The organism is Rhizobium sp. BK212 (assembly GCF_014197475.1).
GTDB classification, from domain to species: Bacteria; Pseudomonadota; Alphaproteobacteria; order Rhizobiales; family Rhizobiaceae; genus Rhizobium; species Rhizobium anhuiense.
Map to the genome: position 1 here is coordinate 49,310 of NZ_JACIFS010000002.1, position 16,657 is coordinate 65,966.

Annotated in this window: 14 protein-coding genes; 9 read left to right on the forward strand and 5 right to left on the reverse strand. The window is 61.7% G+C overall.

Annotated elements, in window-relative coordinates:
• Positions 1 to 55 precede the first annotated feature (55 nt).
• Complete coding sequence (locus FHT79_RS05235; protein WP_183903024.1) at positions 56 to 1,015, reverse strand: hypothetical protein; 960 nt, start codon at positions 1,013 to 1,015, stop codon at positions 56 to 58.
• A gap of 157 nt (positions 1,016 to 1,172) precedes the next feature.
• Here FHT79_RS05235 and FHT79_RS05240 point away from each other — a divergent pair, with 157 nt between their 5' ends.
• Both FHT79_RS05240 and FHT79_RS05245 read left to right on the forward strand, forming a co-directional pair.
• Entirely contained in the window at positions 1,173 to 1,817 is a 645-nt protein-coding gene (locus FHT79_RS05240; RefSeq protein WP_127430344.1) for a helix-turn-helix domain-containing protein, read from the forward strand.
• Positions 1,818 to 1,894: 77 nt separating this feature from the next.
• Positions 1,895 to 2,254, forward strand: a complete 360-nt coding sequence (locus FHT79_RS05245) for a hypothetical protein (protein WP_047610366.1) — start codon at positions 1,895 to 1,897, stop codon at positions 2,252 to 2,254.
• Positions 2,255 to 2,348: 94 nt separating this feature from the next.
• On the opposite strand, the gene FHT79_RS05250 is transcribed toward FHT79_RS05245, so the two are convergent.
• From FHT79_RS05250 to FHT79_RS05265, 4 genes are all read right to left on the reverse strand, one after another.
• Positions 2,349 to 4,283, reverse strand: coding sequence for a mechanosensitive ion channel family protein (locus FHT79_RS05250; protein WP_183903025.1), 1,935 nt, complete (start codon positions 4,281 to 4,283; stop codon positions 2,349 to 2,351).
• 11 nt (positions 4,284 to 4,294) lie between these two features.
• Complete coding sequence (locus FHT79_RS05255) at positions 4,295 to 5,503, reverse strand: alpha/beta hydrolase (RefSeq protein WP_183903026.1); 1,209 nt, start codon at positions 5,501 to 5,503, stop codon at positions 4,295 to 4,297.
• A 393-nt stretch (positions 5,504 to 5,896) separates the two neighbouring features.
• A complete protein-coding gene (locus FHT79_RS05260; protein WP_183903027.1) occupies positions 5,897 to 6,961 on the reverse strand; it encodes a histidine kinase dimerization/phosphoacceptor domain -containing protein in 1,065 nt (354 codons plus the stop codon).
• A gap of 279 nt (positions 6,962 to 7,240) precedes the next feature.
• Positions 7,241 to 8,686 carry an MFS transporter gene (locus tag FHT79_RS05265; RefSeq protein ID WP_183903028.1) on the reverse strand — a complete coding sequence of 482 codons (1,446 nt, stop codon included), beginning with the start codon at positions 8,684 to 8,686 and terminating at the stop codon, positions 7,241 to 7,243.
• Between the two features lie 567 nt (positions 8,687 to 9,253).
• Between FHT79_RS05265 and FHT79_RS05270 the strand changes: the two genes are divergently transcribed.
• From FHT79_RS05270 to FHT79_RS05300, 7 genes are all read left to right on the forward strand, one after another.
• Positions 9,254 to 10,579: an ABC transporter substrate-binding protein gene (locus tag FHT79_RS05270; protein WP_183903029.1), complete on the forward strand. Its 1,326-nt coding sequence runs from the start codon at positions 9,254 to 9,256 to the stop codon at positions 10,577 to 10,579.
• A 123-nt stretch (positions 10,580 to 10,702) separates the two neighbouring features.
• Positions 10,703 to 11,671 carry a sugar ABC transporter permease gene (locus tag FHT79_RS05275; protein ID WP_028757829.1) on the forward strand — a complete coding sequence of 323 codons (969 nt, stop codon included), beginning with the start codon at positions 10,703 to 10,705 and terminating at the stop codon, positions 11,669 to 11,671.
• The gene (locus FHT79_RS05280) at positions 11,668 to 12,621 is read left to right on the forward strand and encodes a carbohydrate ABC transporter permease (RefSeq protein ID WP_028757828.1); all 954 of its coding nucleotides are present in this window, start codon (positions 11,668 to 11,670) and stop codon (positions 12,619 to 12,621) included. Before FHT79_RS05275 ends, FHT79_RS05280 begins: the two co-directional genes overlap by 4 nt.
• Positions 12,618 to 12,830: a hypothetical protein gene (locus FHT79_RS05285; RefSeq protein ID WP_003560267.1), complete on the forward strand. Its 213-nt coding sequence runs from the start codon at positions 12,618 to 12,620 to the stop codon at positions 12,828 to 12,830. Before FHT79_RS05280 ends, FHT79_RS05285 begins: the two co-directional genes overlap by 4 nt.
• Before the next feature lie 3 nt (positions 12,831 to 12,833).
• Complete coding sequence (locus tag FHT79_RS05290) at positions 12,834 to 13,931, forward strand: ABC transporter ATP-binding protein (protein WP_028757827.1); 1,098 nt, start codon at positions 12,834 to 12,836, stop codon at positions 13,929 to 13,931.
• On the forward strand, positions 13,924 to 14,931 hold the full coding sequence (locus tag FHT79_RS05295; RefSeq protein WP_028757826.1) for an ABC transporter ATP-binding protein: 1,008 nt from the start codon (positions 13,924 to 13,926) through the stop codon (positions 14,929 to 14,931). The genes FHT79_RS05290 and FHT79_RS05295 overlap by 8 nt, the downstream gene beginning before the upstream one ends.
• Before the next feature lie 53 nt (positions 14,932 to 14,984).
• On the forward strand, positions 14,985 to 16,625 hold the full coding sequence (locus FHT79_RS05300; protein WP_028757825.1) for a dihydroxyacetone kinase subunit DhaK: 1,641 nt from the start codon (positions 14,985 to 14,987) through the stop codon (positions 16,623 to 16,625).
• The last annotated feature ends 32 nt before the right edge of the window (positions 16,626 to 16,657 follow it).

Genomic DNA, 16,657 nt, shown 5'->3' on the forward strand with positions numbered 1-16,657 from the left:
ACGATCCGGGTGGACGGTCCCGCCGGCGATGGGAAGGCGGTCGCTTGCTAGGGGGCTATGGAATCGGGTCTGCGCCACTCAGTTTCTGGTTGCTTGAAATTTCCATAACGATTTGAGCGGCAATTTCGTCCTCGACATCGAGAATGGTTTGATCGCGCAACTCGCGATCATATTGATTTGCCCAGACGACCGCGCCGTCGGCGCCGTTGATCAGGCGGACATGCAGATGCAGGACTGTGCCCTCGACAAGGATGCTTCCCTGCAGATTGAACAGCGAGCCGGTCGTCTCCATCCCGGATCGATCGGGAGCAAGCACGACGAGGTTGTCCACTTTCATGAGCTTGGCGATCAGCTGATCGGCCAGCCCCTTGGCAAAATCCGCGCCGCGCGCAGTACCGCCGAGGGCTGCGAAGGGTTCGACAACAATCCTGGTTTTGCTTTTCAACGTCGAGACGGCAGCCGGCGGCGTTTTCGGCGGCGACAGGTAGGATTCGAGCGGGCGGATGAGGGCGAGTACCGCCATTGCGCCGAAGAGCGCGGGAATGCCGATCGGCAGGAGAAGATCGCGATATCGCATCGATCGCTCATGCCCGGGATGGCGGTGCCTGTTCTCCCGATTTGGCGCATCGGCGGCCTCGACGTTCGAGGTGTCTTCATCGCTTGAAAAATGTGGAGCATAGCCCCCTTTGGGAATGGTGATTTGTATCGGGTCGCTGCTTCCGCAGACGAGATAGTATCGTTCAAGGGCGCGACGGATCCGCCCCGCTTCGATACGGACAACCGGATCGTTCTGTGCATCGAAGGAGGCATCGCGACCGAACACGGCCTGTGCAATCGTAAAAGCCTCGAGCTGTCCGGCGTGGCCTTCAAGCGTTTCTTCCACAATATATTGCAGGAAGCGGCGCCCGCGTTCAGGCGCAAGAAATTCCGGGCTTGCGAGTATACGATCAAGCTGCGCGCGAACGCTTTCGGTGTCTTGACGTGCCTGGCTGCCCCCTCCCTCTTCCGGTGCCATCTAGACCTCCCGCGATACCGCCGTATCACTCTCAAGGGGTGGAAGCATTATACACCCATCGGCGGTCGCGTGCTTCCGTAGCAATACGTAAGGGGTATCTCGAATACCGAGGCACGCAGCGATTGCTTATGCTGGACGCGGATGGGGGACCACGCACATGTTCCAGGGTCACGCGATCGGAAAATACACAACGGTTCCCGCCCACCACCATGGAGCGGTTTCCGCGACGGCCAAAGATCAGTCGATCAAACTCAGCGCCGACGAAACGATCTACAGCGAAGGCGAATATGCCCTTGCCATCTACCAGGTCGAAGCAGGCGCCGTGCGAATTTACCGCCTGACGTCGAGCGGCCAGCGGCATATCCTATCCTTCTGCGGCAAGGGCGAGTGGTTCGGGCTCGAAAACGGGAATGTCCGGACCGATTTTGCAGAGGCCATTTGCGAAACGCGCGTAAGGCCGTTTCGCACCAATCAGGACGCGGTCGTCCCCATCGATCTTTTGCACATTGCCCTGACGAACCTGGAAAAGGCGCAATGCAAACAACTCATCATCAGCGAGCAAAGCGCCTTGAAGCGCCTTGCAGCCTTCGTTCAGGAGATGGCCGACCGCCATCCCGAGGATCCGGAATTCGATATGATGATGTCTCGCAGCGATATTGCCGACTATCTCGGGCTGACGGTCGAAACGGTTGCCCGCTCTTTTACGAAGCTCCGGGAGAAACGCATCCTTCGTCTTGCCGGCAAATCACAACGGATTGTACGGCTTCTCGATCGCGATGCGCTCGTCGCCTTGACGATTTAGCAATGCAGAGTGTGACAGCGGCCTTTGCGAATCTGACGATACGCGCGGCGCTGCAGGCTACGATAGAGGATTGAACCATGACACATGCGTCCCGCCGAAAATCGATCGCATTGGCCAGAAGAGTTCTTGCAGGCCTGGTCGCCGCGCCGACTCTGGTCGCAGCTTTTCCACTGCACGCCGTCCATGCCGAGGATGATCCCTTCTCTCAGTTTCCGTTGGTCATCCATTGCAAGTACAACGAAACCTACCATGCCTTTTACATATCGCGTGTCTCGCAAGACGGCGTGGCGACCTATGTCGCATCCGATCGGATCGCCGGCACGATCACGCTCGATGGACAGGCAAAGGCGATCGGCGGCGCCGGCGGCGGCAGCTGCGTCGGCAAGACGCTGGTGGAGCTTCGTGCGTCTCAGCAGGCCTATGATCTGAAACCTTAGCGCATCGGCCCGAAAATCGGAATCGATTTTCGGAAAGCACAATGCGACGATTGAACGTGTTGGAGTATCCTTTCATCTGCCGTGGCCGGCGAGGTCACTTCGCCGGCGTCGCCGATTTTGCCGCCTGCTGCGCAAGGATCGCTTGAGCGGCCGCCGCGCCGCCACCCTTGTCGTCGCCTCCGACTTGCACCGTTGGCTGCGCGAATGCGATGCCGTTGGCCAGGAACAACTCGCGAATCTTGGCATAGGCTTTGCGACGGATATAAGTCTGCATGCCCGGAACCGTGGTCATGGCGAAGCTCAACACGATGCCGTAGTCGCCGAACTGCTCGACGCCCTTCATTTTCAGCGGCTCGATGAAGTGCTGGCCGAGTTCCGGATCTTCCATCAGATCGGCTCCGACCTTCTTGGTCAGCTTGCGCGCCTTGTCTATGTCGGTATCGAATCCGACGGTGATCCTGAACTTGTCGATCACCCAGTCCCGGCTCATGTTCTCGACGGCACCCAATTCGCTGAACGGCACCGTGAACACCGGGCCGCGATGATGGCGCAAACGCACCGAGCGCAGGCTGAAGCTCTCCACCGTCCCCTTGTAGTCCTTGGCCTGGATGTATTCACCCACACGGAAGGCGTCGTCGAGCATGTAAAAGACACCGTTGATCACGTCTTTGACCAAAGTCTGCGAGCCGAAACCGATGGCGACCCCGAAGATGCCCGCTCCGGCGATCAGCGGTCCGATCTGCACACCCAATTGGGCCAGCACGATCAGCCCCGCCATGACCGCGACAGCAACGGCCAATGCATTGCGAAGGATCGGGAGAAGTGTCCGAAACCGCGCGCGTCGGGCTGCGTCGGCCGGCGCAAGCGATGTCGTGCTGGTCGATACACGCAGCGTTCGATCGATCCAGCCCCGCGCCACTTGCCAAAGAAGGTCGGCGACCACGAGGATCAGGACGCTCTTCAGGCCGCCGTAAAACAGAGCCGCGATCATCGGGTCGCGCCGACCCAGCGTGTCTGGATTGAGACGCCAGACAAGCGCCAGCCATCCCACGGCGAGCGCGATAACTGCGGCGCGCGCACCGCGGGCGACCAGGATACCGCGCAGGCTGCCGGGATCGCTGGTGAAGGACAGCGCCATGCGGCCGACGGCATTCAGGACCGCCGGCAATATCAGCGCGTAGATGCCGATCCAGAACAGGCCCTTCATATTGAGGCACCAGACGAGCCACAGGACGACGAGGAAAGCCGTTAGCGCCGCCTTCCAGGCGCGGCTTCCTTCCCAGATCGACCACACGGACTCGATGGCAAAAAGCAGCCCAATCACGGAGAAGCAGTAGCTGATTGCGTCGCTGGCTTCAGGGGAAACGCCGAGCGGCTCGCCGACGGCTGCTGTCGCGCTCGCAAAGCTGATGAGCCCGAACAAGATCAATAGCCTCATCCGCAGCGACGAGCCCATCGCTACCGCGGACAGGAGTGCAGCCGCCAATCGAAACAGGATGAAAGCCGAGAGATAGGCAAGGAGCGTCACTCGCGCGAGCGGCGGCCATTCGACTGCGAAAAAGACAATGCCCATCGCGCCGGCGAATATGCCGACTGGGATAAGCCGGCCAAACAATGCCTCACGACGTGCGGCAAACCTGCGATACACCGCCTCGGCGGCGAGACCAATGGCGACCAGACCGCCGAATATGACGAATACCGGCGCATAGCCTCTGTCGGCAGCTTCGCGCCTTGCTCTCGTTGCCGCCGCCGTCACCTCTGCCGGAATCGCCGGGATCGCCGCCAGAATCGCGTTCACACGCCCCCGCACGCCGGCCTCCCACCTAGCCAAGGCCGAATGGCCGGCCGGTGAAACGGATGGCGCGGATCCGCTCTCCTGCTTGCGGCTATCGAGCCAGACTTTCACCTCGGGATCCTGCAGCAGGCGCACGAGTTCGTCGATCTTCTGCTGAGGGCTTACCGGCGGCGTTTGCGCCAAAGCGCTCAATGCGAAGAAAAAGGCGGCGGTGAAGGAAAGCAGCCATTTCAACCTGAGACTCCTCATTGCGTCAGCGTCTGTTGTTTCAGGTCGCCGTCGAGCGTCTCGTTGGCGGATCGTGGCGGCCTCCTCCACGTGACGGGCTGCTCGATGATCGCAACCGGCGCCGCGACGGCGGTGGCCGCTACAGTGCCGATATTTGCCACCGTGCCGCCGACGACAGCTGTAATGCCCTGGCCCAGCGTGACCTTGGAATCGGTAAGCGTCTGGCCGGTCATAAGGCGCTGGCCGATGAGTTGGACAATCTCGGGACTTTCCGCAAATTTGCCGTGATTGAGCTTGTCGTTGGTCTTCACCTTCGTCAGATCGATGGCGGTGATGCCGGCCTTTTCCAGTTTCGAGCGGTAGGGCTCTTCAGCAGGGTTGATCGCACCGAGACGGGATACACTTCCGGTGAGAAAGCTGGAGACTGCAAGAGCCTTGTCATCCTGGGAGACGAAGATCGTGAATTTCGGGCGCGGTTCGCCCATCTCCACATATTGTTTGGCGAAGACCTGAATGTCGATGTCGGGCGAGGCCAGGATGACATTGTGGATTTTCGAATTGACGTGACCGTCGCGTATCCCCATCTGCCGCAGGGATTCCATGGCAAGCCAGGTCCCCATAGAGTGGGCCATGACGGTGATGTCCTTGACGTTGGGATCGGCCGCCAGCGTGCGAAGCGCCTGCTCCAGCGCCGTGCGCGAATAGTTCGTACTTTCCTTGTCGTACTGATAGGCAGTGATTTCCGCTCGTGACGGCCAGGTGAACAGGACGGGCGTCGCCTGCATCTTGCTGTCGTGCACGATCTGCGCCAGCCGGAAGACGGAATCCTCATAGGTGTTGTTGAAGCCATGAATGAAGACGAGTGCATGCCCGCCGTTCACGTGCTGTCGGAACCAGACGCGGCCTTGCGCGACGGTGTCGATCTGCTGAACGTTCGTCACGGCAAAGTCGGTGGCGGGATCGGGGGGAAGGCGTTTAGGCCACTGAACCGTGCCGGCTTCACGCTTTGCCGGGATTGAAATGGAGATCTGGGTCAGATGTGGCTTGGAACTGCGCTCGCCGTTGAAGAGTGTGGCCGGGCTTCCGGAAGGCTCGCGCGTGGTCGCAACCAGCATGTCGACCCTTGATGTTGGCGGCGTCGATGAAATTGAAACGGGTGTCATCACGCCGCCCGGATGCCCGCAACTCGTTAGAAGAAGAAAAAGAGCCACGCTACGCTTTGCCATTCACGCATCCAGCAATCGCCCAGGAGGAGGCTTCGGAGCCGGAATACTAGCAGCTGGGTCGCAGCGGCGCCTGTAGCATCACGTAATATCTGTATGCTTTGAAAGCGATCGTTGCGCAGAGGCATGGATAGGAGTCACGTCCCGCACAGGCCGTCCGAGCGCAGCGAAAGAAAGCAGGCTTTGGCAACAGGTGTCGGATATAGCATAGCTTACGGCTATCCGACCGGAAGATCGTGTCCGGCACGATCTGGCTGCTGCGGGGCAGACTTCTTCCCCTGCCCGCTGCGGGTCGACCGTAAACAGATCATCGCGCTCTGGAGCTCGGGCGCTGCTTCAGGGGCGCGCAACCTTTCAAGAAAAGATCGGCCGGCAAGCCTTTAGGCTGCACAAACACTACTTCCCCTCATGCAACGAAAACACCAATGTCGCCTTGGTGCCGTCATGCCCGGGATCATAAGCGAAATCCGATTTCAAACTCGCGGCCATGGTCGTCAGAATGCGCGTGCCGAGGCCGGTTCCTCTGGCCGGGCTCGACGGGTCGAAACCGGCGCCGTCATCCTCGACGATGACGCGCAATGTCTCGTCCGTTTGGTCGACGAGGACGCGGATCTCGCCCGGCACGCTATCCGGATAGGCATATTTGAAGGCATTGGTGACAAGCTCGCTGACGATCAGCCCGAGCGTGATCACCTTGTCGGTCGCCAGGTTGACCGGCTCAGCAGTGAGCACGATGCGGTGTGGCCGCTTGTCGTCGCGCATCGAGGCTTCGAGTTCGGTGAGCAGGCTGTTCAGATATTCGTCGACCTGCACCGAGCCGACCTGCCGGTTGGTGTAGAGCCGGCGGTGCACGCTGGCGATGGCGTTGATGCGCATCTGCGTTTCATGCAGCGCATCGATCGCCACCTGGTCCTTGGTCATCGAAGACTGCATGCGGATCAGCGCGCCGACCAGGCCGAGGCTGTTGGCGATCCGGTGGTTGACTTCGGTAAGCAGCATCTCGGCAAGGTCGCGCTGCTGTCGGATCACCTCCTGCGCCTGCGCCGTTTCGCGGCGAAAACGCGCCCGCTCCAGCGCCTGTTCGAGGGCAGCGGCCAGCAGGTCGAAATAATCGGCTGAGATCTCCTTGAGCATGTAGTCATCGGCGCCGGCCTTCAGCGCCGCAACCGCGATGCTGGTATCGTCCGAACCCGTCGCATAGATGACCGGCGGATGATCCGGCATCGCCGTAATGCAGGGCAAAATGTCGAGGCCGGTCTCGTCAGCCAGGACATGATCGAGCACGACGGCATCGATACCGCCTTCGCCGAGTCTCGCAAGGCCGGCAGCGCCATTCTCAGCCCACTCCACCGAAAAGCCGCGCCGGAGCAGGTTCTTCTGCATCAGCAGGGCAAGCTCCTCGTCGTCGTCGATATAGAGGATGTGGATCAGGGCATCCGCATCGCCGCTAGAATTGCTCATTCCGTCTCCCGGCGTTCTCTCTGAGCGACGAACGCCCGCAAGCGTCCGAGTCGTCCGCATGGCAATGTCGTATTGCATTGACCGCCTGGGGTAAACAGCGGTTATCCCTCGCTCTTGTCGCAGGCGACGCGGAAGAAGGATGTCGGGCAGCCGGCATTTTCAGATCATGACCCTGGCCTGGGGAAGATCCCATGGAAGCCGATGAAAGAGGTTGGGAAACGAGAACCCTGAAGTAAGATCCATAAACGCCGAGTGGCCCGATTGGTTCCGCAGGCCAAGCTAATTTTTCTGGAATTTCCGATGGCCGGATACTTCCGCCCCCGCCTCCACCGGCAATTGCAGGAAGCGTAGCGACGAGACGATGCCGATCGCGCCGACCACGACGAAAGCCCAGCGAAAATCGGCAAGAACGGGATTGTCGGCGCCCCTGAGAGCCGCGGCGATATTGAGTACGGCCGCCGCCACCGCCACGCCGAGCAGCATCGACACCTGCTGCAGCATGCTCGACAGCGTCGAGGCCGAGCTTCGCTGCGCCGGGCCGATATCGGCAAAAGCCAGCGTGTTCAGCGCGGTGAATTCCATCGACCGCGACAGGCCGGCGAGAAAAAGCAGCGCATGGATGAAAAACGGCGGCGTCGCCAGCGAAAGGAAACCGCAGCCGACAATCGAAAGCGCCGCGATCAACCCATTGACCCCGAGCACGGTGCGGAAGCCGAAGAACCGCAGCAGCGGCGTCGTCACCGCCTTCATGCTGAAATTGCCGAGGAAATAGACGAGCAGATAGGTGCCGGCGGCAATCGAGCTCAGTCCGAAGCCGAGCTGGAACAGCAGAGGCAGTAGGAACGGCGTCGCGTTGATGGCCATCCGGCAGGCCGTGCCCGCCGACAGCGTCGACATCGAAAAGGTCTGGATGCGGAAGGCCGAAAGGTCGAGCAGTGGATTGTCGACGGCGAGAAAATGCCGAGTCGCCATGACCGAAAGCACGATGCCCGCCGCCAGCATTGAAATGATCGGCAAGAGACCGCCGTCCCATTTGACCGAAAGCTCCAACGCGGCAAGCAGGAAGGTCAGTCCCGCAGCGCTGAGGACGAAGCCCATCAGATCCAGCCGGCCGGGATTGCTCTCGCGCTGCTCCGGCACGAAGCGTAGCACCAGCGCCATGCCGAGAATGCCGATCGGGATGTTGATGAGGAAGTTCCAGTGCCAGCTGGCATAGGTGGTGATGAAGCCGCCGAGCACCGGGCCGATCACCGGCGCCGTCAGCGCCGGCCAGGTGATCAGCGCGATCGCCTGCACCAGTTCCGACTTGCGGGCATTCTTGAGCACGATGATGCGCCCGACCGGCGTCATCAGCGCACTGCCCGCCCCCTGGACGGCGCGCCACAGCACGAATTCCGCAAGGCTGCCGGAGAGCCCGCAGAACAGCGAGGCGCCGGCAAAAACGGCAATCGACATCAGGAAGATACGGCGCGCGCCGAACCGATCGCCGAGCCAGCCCGACAGCGGAATGAAAGCGGCCATCGTCAGCATGTAGACGGTGATGCCGATGCTCATCGACACCGGCTGCACGCCGAAGCTTGCCGCCATCTGCGGCAGCGAGGTGGTGACGATCGTGCCGTCGAGGATCTGCATGAAGAAGGAAACGGCAACGACCAGCGCCACGATTTTCGCCTGGCGGCTGCTCGCCGCCTCTTGCCCGTTCTCGCTCGTCTCTGCCGTGGTCATCGATCTGCCAATGAAAATTCCGGATGACGCGGCAGGGAAACGGGAAGGAAGCCGATCGGAGATCTGTCGCGCGGAGGCGCGCGGACATGGAAAGCCGCGCACTGGCTGAATACGCCCGTTGCAGCCGGCCGGAAAGGCTAAATCTCGCACTGCGCAGGAATATTCCCGATAGGGCCGGACGGCGGCCGACATCGATCCCCAGAAAGGATTCAAGAAAAAGGCCCCGCCGAAGCGAGGCCAAGCCTGATCCGCTCCGGGGAAAAACAGGAGCGGCGCACAATCCATATCGGGCGATCGATGTCGCAGCGAGGCCAGATGTCGCTGCTTTGGTACGCTTGCGGAGAAATTTCCCGATTTCGCGGAAAAGATTGCGCCCAGAAAGTCGCTGCCGGGTGGGCGCGACAGCTGTGCACTGCAGCAACGATTGCCGCTTGCAATGTTTATAAAAATAGTTTTCACTAAACATATTGCTAAACATGATGATTGAGGAGTTCATGTGAGCATTTTCTGAAACGGGTGAGCATGCGACGCCGGCGGGGAGCCGGCCCTTGGTTCTGGGAGGAACTTATGCAGAAAACATCGAAAGCCCTTTTGGGGTTGGCCACGGCATTCGTCATGTCGTCGGCATTGCCCAATCTCGCCAAAGCCGATGAACTGACGCTGTGCTGGGCCGCCTGGGACCCCGCCAATGCGCTGGTTGAGCTGTCGAAGGATTTCACCGCCAAAACCGGCACGCAGATGAAGTTCGAATTCGTTCCGTGGACGAGTTATGCCGACCGCTTCCTCAACGAGTTGAACTCCCATGGCAAGCTCTGCGATCTCATCATCGGTGACAGCCAGTGGATCGGCGGATCGGCCGAGAACGGCCACTACGTCAAGCTCAACGACTTCTTCGACAAGGAAGGCATCAAGATGGATGACTTCGTGCCGGCGACGGTCATCGGCTACTCGGAATGGCCGAAGAACACCCCGAACTACTGGGCACTGCCCGCCATGGGCGACGTCGTCGGTTGGACCTACCGTAAGGACTGGTTCGAGAAGCCGGAACTGCAGAAGGAATTCAAGGCAAAATACGGTTGGGATCTTGCAGCGCCGAAGACCTACGATCAGCTGAAGCAGATCGCCGAATTCTTCCAGAAGCGTGAGATCGACGGCAAGACCGTCTATGGCGCCTCGATTTATACGGAACGCGGCTCCGAAGGCATTACCATGGGCGTGACCAACGTCCTCTATGACTGGGGCTTCCAGTACGACAATCCGAAGAAACCCTATGACATGGAAGGCTTCGTCAACTCGGACGACGCGGTCAAGGGCCTCGAATTCTACAAGTCCCTCTATGATTGCTGCACCCCGCCCGGCAGCTCGAACGTCTACATGGTCGAATCCGCCGATGCCTTCAAATCCGGCCAGGTCGCCATGCAGATGAACTTCGCCTTCACCTGGCCCGGCCTCTATAAGGACGAAAAGGTCGGCGGCGACAGGATCGGCTTTTTCCCAAATCCAGCCGAAAAGGCGCATTTCGCCCAGCTCGGCGGCCAGGGCATCTCGGTCGTCTCCTACTCCGACAAGCGCGACGCCGCCCTGCAATATATCAAGTGGTTCGCCCAGCCTGATGTGCAGGCCAAATGGTGGGAACTCGGCGGCTTTTCCTGCCTGAACTCCGTCGTCAACGCGCCAAGCTTTGCCAAGAGCCAGCCCTATGCCCAGGCCTTCCTGGACTCGATGGCGATCGTCAAGGACTTCTGGGCTGAGCCGAGCTACGCCTCACTGCTTCAGGCCATGCAGAAACGCGTCCACAACTACGTGGTCGCCGGCAACGGCACCGCCAAGGAAGCGCTGGACGGTCTGGTGAAGGATTGGGGCGACGTCTTCAAGGACGACGGCAAGATCTAGCGCGTGGCATCACTGTTGCGTGTCATCCTCGCCAGGATGGCGGCCCGGATCGGCAGACGAGCCGGGCCGCCAGATCTGCCATATGCCAAAAGACCCCGTACCCCAATAAGACCAGGTGAAAACTTGACTATGTCCCATTCCTCCATCGTCGAGAAGGCAGCCGACGCAACAGCAAGGGCAACGCCGGCCTCGGTCGCCCGGCGCGTCCGCGGGCTCTCCGACAGGGCGATCGCCTGGCTGTTCATTGCACCGGCCATCACCTTGCTGCTGGCGATCAACATCTTCCCGCTGCTTTGGGCGGTCTATCTCTCCTTCACCAATTACCGCGCCAACCGGCCGAATGCGCCGGTCCAGGGTGTCGGCCTTGGAAATTACCAGCGCGTCCTCAACGATCCCGACATCTGGTTGGCGATGCAGACCACCGCGCATTTCGTCTTCTGGACGATCGTGCTGCAGACGGTGATCGGTTTCACGCTGGCCTATCTGATCGACCGCAAGTTTCGCGGCCATGCCTTCTGGACGACGATCATCCTGATTCCGATGATGCTGTCGCCTGCCGTCGTCGGCAATTTCTGGCGCTTTCTCTACGAGCCGCAGATCGGCCTCTTTGCCTATGCCGTGTCGCTGATATCAGGCATTCCGACATCGGAGATCCAGATGCTCGGCAACGTCACTCTGGCGCCCTGGGCGATCATCATCGTCGATACCTGGATGTGGACGCCCTATGTGATGCTGATCTGCCTCGCTGGCCTGCGCTCCATCCCCGATTATATCTATGAGGCGGCCGAGGTCGACCGCGCTTCGCCCTGGCGCCAGTTCTGGTCGATCACCGTGCCGATGGCCCTGCCCTTCATCATGCTCGCCGTGCTCTTCCGCGGCATCGAGAATTTCAAGATGTTCGACATGGTGACGCTGCTCACCGGCGGCGGGCCCGGCTCGGTCACCGAAGTCGCTTCGATCACGCTGAAACGCGCGGCCTTCGAAAGCTGGGCGACCGGCCGGGCCTCGGCCTTCGCCATCATCCTCTTCGTCGCGGTGTTTGGCCTCGCCAACATCTACGTCAAGGCATTGAACAAGGTGAAGCAACGATGAGCGCCGCCAACTCCGCCCATTCGGTCGTCGAACCGAGCCTTTCCAGCAAGCGCATCGCCGGCACCATCGTCGTCCTATACGCGCTGATCACCCTCATCCCACTCGTCTGGATCTTCCTGACCAGCATCAAGTCGCCGCCGGATTCGATCAGCTATCCCCCGAAGATCGTCTTCACCCCGTCGCTCGAAGGCTATTGCAACCTGTTCACGACGCGCACCCGGCAAACGCCTGATTATATCGCCTCGCTGCCGGCGCCGGTCGGAGCCTGCGATGAGGTGACGCGCAAGCGCAACATGGTGATCGCCGGCCCGTCGAACTTCCTGCCGCGCTTCGTCAATTCGCTGGTGATCGCCTTCGGCTCCACTTTCCTGGCAGTCTTCCTCGGCACGCTTGCCGCCTATGGCTTCTCGCGCTTCAAGGTGCCGCTCGCCGACGACCTGCTGTTCTTCATCCTGTCGACACGCATGATGCCGCCGATCGCCGTCGCCATCCCGATCTACCTGATGTACCGCGAACTCGGCCTGTCGGACACGGCGCTCGGCATGATCCTGCTCTACACCGCCGTCAACGTCTCGCTTGCCGTCTGGCTGCTCAAGGGCTTCATCGACGAGATCCCGCGCGAATACGAGGAAGCGGCGATGATCGACGGCTATACGAGGCTGCAGGCATTCCGAAAGGTCGTGCTGCCGCAGGCGACCACCGGCATTGCCGCGACGGCGATCTTCTGCCTGATCTTCGCCTGGAACGAATATGCCTTCGCCGCCCTTCTGACCTCGGGCGAGGCCCAGACCGCGCCGCCCTTCATCCCGACGATCATCGGCGAAGGCGGACAGGACTGGCCGGCGGTCGCCGCGGGCACGACGATCTTCCTGATCCCCATCCTCGTCTTCACCATTCTTCTGCGCAAGCAGTTGCTGCGCGGCATCACCTTCGGAGCCGTCCGCAAATGAGCCATCTGATCGAGACACGCACTCCCGCCCGTCCGAAGCGACCGTTCTTCCTGCGTCGTGGCCCGATGGAGACCATCGCGACCGTGCTGATCGGGCTCGGTTTCCTGATGCTGTTCCAGCCCTTCCTGCTGGTGCTCTACACCTATTCGCTGGTGACCCTGCTTGCAGGCACCGTCATGTTCATCATCGTTTCGAAATTCCCGGAGTGAACCATGGCGGATATCCGGATCGAAAATCTCCGCAAGGAATTCGGCAGTTTCGTCGCCGTTCAGGATTCGAGCTTCACCGTCCATGACGGCGAGTTCCTGGCGCTTCTCGGACCTTCCGGCTGCGGCAAGACGACGACGCTGCGCATGATCGCCGGCCTCGAGCTGCCGTCGAGCGGCAAGATCTATCTCGATGGCGAGGACGTCACTTTCAACCGCGCCAGCGCCCGCGACATCGCCTTCGTCTTCCAGCTCTTCGCGCTCTACCCGCATATGAACGTGCGTAAGAATATCGGCTTCCCGCTGCTGTCGCAGGGCATGGCCAAGGCCGAAATCCGAGGCCGCGTCGAGGAGACGGCGCGCCTGCTGCAGATCGACCATATTCTCGACCGCTCGGTGTCCGGCCTTGCCGGCGGCGACCGCCAGCGCGTGGCGCTCGGCCGTGCCATCGTCCGGCGCCCGAAATGCTTCCTGATGGACGAGCCGCTCGGCACGCTCGATGCCGAATTCCGCGAGGTCATGGTTCATGAGCTGCGCGAACTGCACAACCGCATCCACGCGACCACCGTCTACGTCACCCATGACCAGCACGAAGCAATGGCCATGGCCGACAAGATCGCCGTCATGAACCATGGCGTCATCGAGCAGTTCGGCACGCCGCAGGAGATCTATGCCAAGCCGGCGACCATGTACGTCGCCGATTTCATCGGCTCGCCGCCGATGAACTTCATGCGTTTCAACTCGGGCCTGAAAAGCGGCGACCGCTCCATCCTGCTCGACGGCATCGATGTCGCCGTTCCCGAGATCCACCAGGACATGGCCGAGAGCGAACTGGCGCTCGGCGTCCGGCCGGAGCATATCCGCTTCAGCGATGCCTCGGCGCTCCGCGGCGCCGTCTATGGCAGCGAATATCTCGGCACCAACCAGGTCGTCGCCGTGGAAACCCCGGGCGGCCTGATCAGGGCCCGCGTTCCAGCCAATCGCAGCTTCCGGATCGGCGAGAGGGTCGGCCTGGAATTCAATCCGGCGAAACTCGCACTCTTCGACTGCAGGTCGGGCCGCGCGGTGCCGTCCTCACTCTATCAGGAGACCCGGCATGGCTGATGTCGTCCTTAGGAATCTCGCCAAGCGCTTCGGCGACACCCAGGCTCTGGCCGATCTCGATCTTTCGATCCGCGACGGCGAGTTCGTCGTGCTGCTCGGTCCCACGGGTGCCGGCAAGACCACGACGCTGCGGCTGATCGCCGGCTTGGAAAGACCAGATAGCGGCCGCATCGAGATCGGCGGCCGCAATGTCGCCACTGAGGCCCCCGCCGAACGCGACGTCGCCTTCGTCTTCCAGCAATATTCGCTCTATCCGCATATGACGGTTTACGAGAATCTCGCCTTCCCGCTGAAGGCGCCGGTCCGCAAGCTGAGCGCCGAGGAGATCGATCGGCGCGTGCGCGAGGTCGCGCGCATGGTTCGGATCGACCATAAACTCGAGAACCGCTCGACCAGGCTTTCCGGGGGCGAAATGCAGCGTGTCGCGATCGGCCGGGCGCTGGTGCGCCGGCCGGCCATCTATCTGATGGACGAGCCACTGTCCTCGCTCGACGCCAAGCTGCGCGCCGAACTGCGCCTGGAACTGAAGCGTATCCAGAAGGAACTGGGCTCGACGCTGCTCTACGTCACCCATGACCAGGTGGAAGCCATGACCATGGCCGACCGGATCGGCATCGTCGCCGAGGGACGGCTGATGCAGGTGGGAACCCCGCGCGAGATCTACGGCAATCCCGCCAACCTGCATGTTGCCGCCCGCCTCGGCCAGCCGCATATCAACCTTCTGCCCGCCGACCTGCTGCCGGGCGGCCGTCCGCCGGCCGGCACGAAAACCGTCGGCGCCCGCACCGAACATCTCGATATCATTGTCGGCAAGGATGCCAATGCGGAGATCGACTGGATCGAGCATCTCGGCGACCAGAACCATCTGCATATCAGAGCAGGCAATCACAAGCTCGTCACACTCGCCGATCCATATCTGGCGATCGCGCCGGGCGACCGGATCAGCCTGACGCTGCGCGATCCGCTTTATTTCGATGCGGCTGGACAGCGCCTTTCCTGACCGGCAAACAGACATGACGACGGCATGAAAAACAAACAGACGGGTCTCAATCGATGAAACATTTCTTCAACCGCAGGGAAAACATCGTCACCGAAGCCTTGGACGGACTGCTTCTGACGAGCAGCAACGGTCGTCTCGCCCGCCTCGACAGCTTTCCCGACATCAAGGTGATCCTGCGTGCGGACTGGGACAAATCGAAGGTGGCGATCATATCGGGCGGCGGCGCCGGCCATGAGCCCTCCCATGCCGGCTTCGTCGGCAAGGGCATGCTGACGGCAGCCGTCTCCGGCGAGATCTTCGCCTCGCCCAGCGTCGATGCCGTGCTGACGGCGATCCGCGCCGTGACCGGCCCGAAGGGCGCCCTGCTGATCGTCAAGAACTACACCGGCGACCGCCTGAATTTCGGCCTCGCCGCCGAAAAAGCGCGCGCCGAAGGCTTCGACGTCGAGATGGTCATCGTCGCCGATGATATCGCCATCCCCGGCATCAACCAGCCACGCGGCGTCGCCGGCACGCTGTTCGTCCACAAGATCGCAGGTTATCACGCCGAAAGGGGCGACGATCTGCAAACGGTCGCGGCCCATGCCGCCGCCGCCGCCGGCGACATTGTCTCGCTCGGCATGTCGCTGTCCACCTGCAGCGTGCCCGGCCAGGCGCATGAGGACCGTCTCGGTGCTGATGAAGGCGAACTCGGCCTCGGCATCCATGGCGAGCCCGGTGTCGAGCGCATCACCCTGCAGCCGGTCGCCGATATCGTCGCCACCATGGTGGCGCGCCTGTCGCCTACGCTGCGCGAAGGCGCAAGCCATGCCCTCCTCATCAACAATCTCGGCGCCGTGCCGCCGCTCGAAATGACCGTCATCGCCAAAGCAGTACTGTCCTCCAGCCTCGCCGCTCGCATACGGCTGATCATCGGCCCGGCGCCGATGATGACTGCGCTCAACATGAACGGCTTCTCGCTGTCGCTGATCCGGCTGGATGCCGCGCGCGAGGCGGCGCTGACGGCGGCGGTCGAGCCGCATGCCTGGATGCCGGCCGTCGAGCGCCATGAGATCCGGATCATCGCCGCACCGAGAACATCAGCCGGCTTGAACGGCGCGGCCGTGGCCGGGGAAAACACCCGCAACCGGCGCTTGATCACGGCGCTCTGCGAGCATCTGATCTCGCAGGAAAGCGAGCTCAACCGGCTGGACAGCCGCGTCGGCGACGGCGATACCGGCTCGACGGTGGCCTCGGGCGCCCGCAGCGTGCTTGCCCGCTTGGACATGCTGCCGCTCGACCGACCGGCCGCAACGCTTGCCTCGCTCGGCGACATCCTTGGCACCAGCATGGGCGGATCGAGCGGCGTGCTGCTGTCGATCTTCTTCACCGCGGCGGCAAAGGCGATGGCCGATAAAGCCGATATATCAGCCGCCCTGCTTGCCGGGCTCGACAGGATGACGTTCTATGGCGGAGCCGGAGTCGGCGACCGGACGATGGTCGATGCGCTGTCGCCGGCCCTGCAGGCGCTCGAATCCGGCGATATCACCGCGGCGGCAAGGGCAGCGGCAGCCGGTGCGGAGTCGACGAAGACGATGATGAAGGCGAGAGCCGGACGCGCCTCCTATGTCGGCGAAAGAGATCTCGCGGGCGTCGCCGATCCCGGAGCCGTCGCGGTTGCCGGCGCGTTCGGCGTGGCGGCAAGCCTCGCCTGACCAAAGAGACGTTTGAAAGCCCGCGGGAGGCG

Coding starts and splice junctions, on each gene's coding strand:
- FHT79_RS05295 (WP_028757826.1), top strand. CDS start 13,924: ATGGCTGATGTCGTCCTTAGGAATCTCGCCAAGCGCTTCGGCGACACC.
- FHT79_RS05235 (WP_183903024.1), bottom strand. CDS start 1,015: ATGGCACCGGAAGAGGGAGGGGGCAGCCAGGCACGTCAAGACACCGAA.
- FHT79_RS05255 (WP_183903026.1), bottom strand. CDS start 5,503: ATGGCAAAGCGTAGCGTGGCTCTTTTTCTTCTTCTAACGAGTTGCGGG.
- FHT79_RS05270 (WP_183903029.1), top strand. CDS start 9,254: ATGCAGAAAACATCGAAAGCCCTTTTGGGGTTGGCCACGGCATTCGTC.
- FHT79_RS05245 (WP_047610366.1), top strand. CDS start 1,895: ATGACACATGCGTCCCGCCGAAAATCGATCGCATTGGCCAGAAGAGTT.
- FHT79_RS05285 (WP_003560267.1), top strand. CDS start 12,618: ATGAGCCATCTGATCGAGACACGCACTCCCGCCCGTCCGAAGCGACCG.
- FHT79_RS05280 (WP_028757828.1), top strand. CDS start 11,668: ATGAGCGCCGCCAACTCCGCCCATTCGGTCGTCGAACCGAGCCTTTCC.
- FHT79_RS05240 (WP_127430344.1), top strand. CDS start 1,173: ATGTTCCAGGGTCACGCGATCGGAAAATACACAACGGTTCCCGCCCAC.
- FHT79_RS05265 (WP_183903028.1), bottom strand. CDS start 8,686: ATGACCACGGCAGAGACGAGCGAGAACGGGCAAGAGGCGGCGAGCAGC.
- FHT79_RS05300 (WP_028757825.1), top strand. CDS start 14,985: ATGAAACATTTCTTCAACCGCAGGGAAAACATCGTCACCGAAGCCTTG.
- FHT79_RS05260 (WP_183903027.1), bottom strand. CDS start 6,961: ATGAGCAATTCTAGCGGCGATGCGGATGCCCTGATCCACATCCTCTAT.
- FHT79_RS05290 (WP_028757827.1), top strand. CDS start 12,834: ATGGCGGATATCCGGATCGAAAATCTCCGCAAGGAATTCGGCAGTTTC.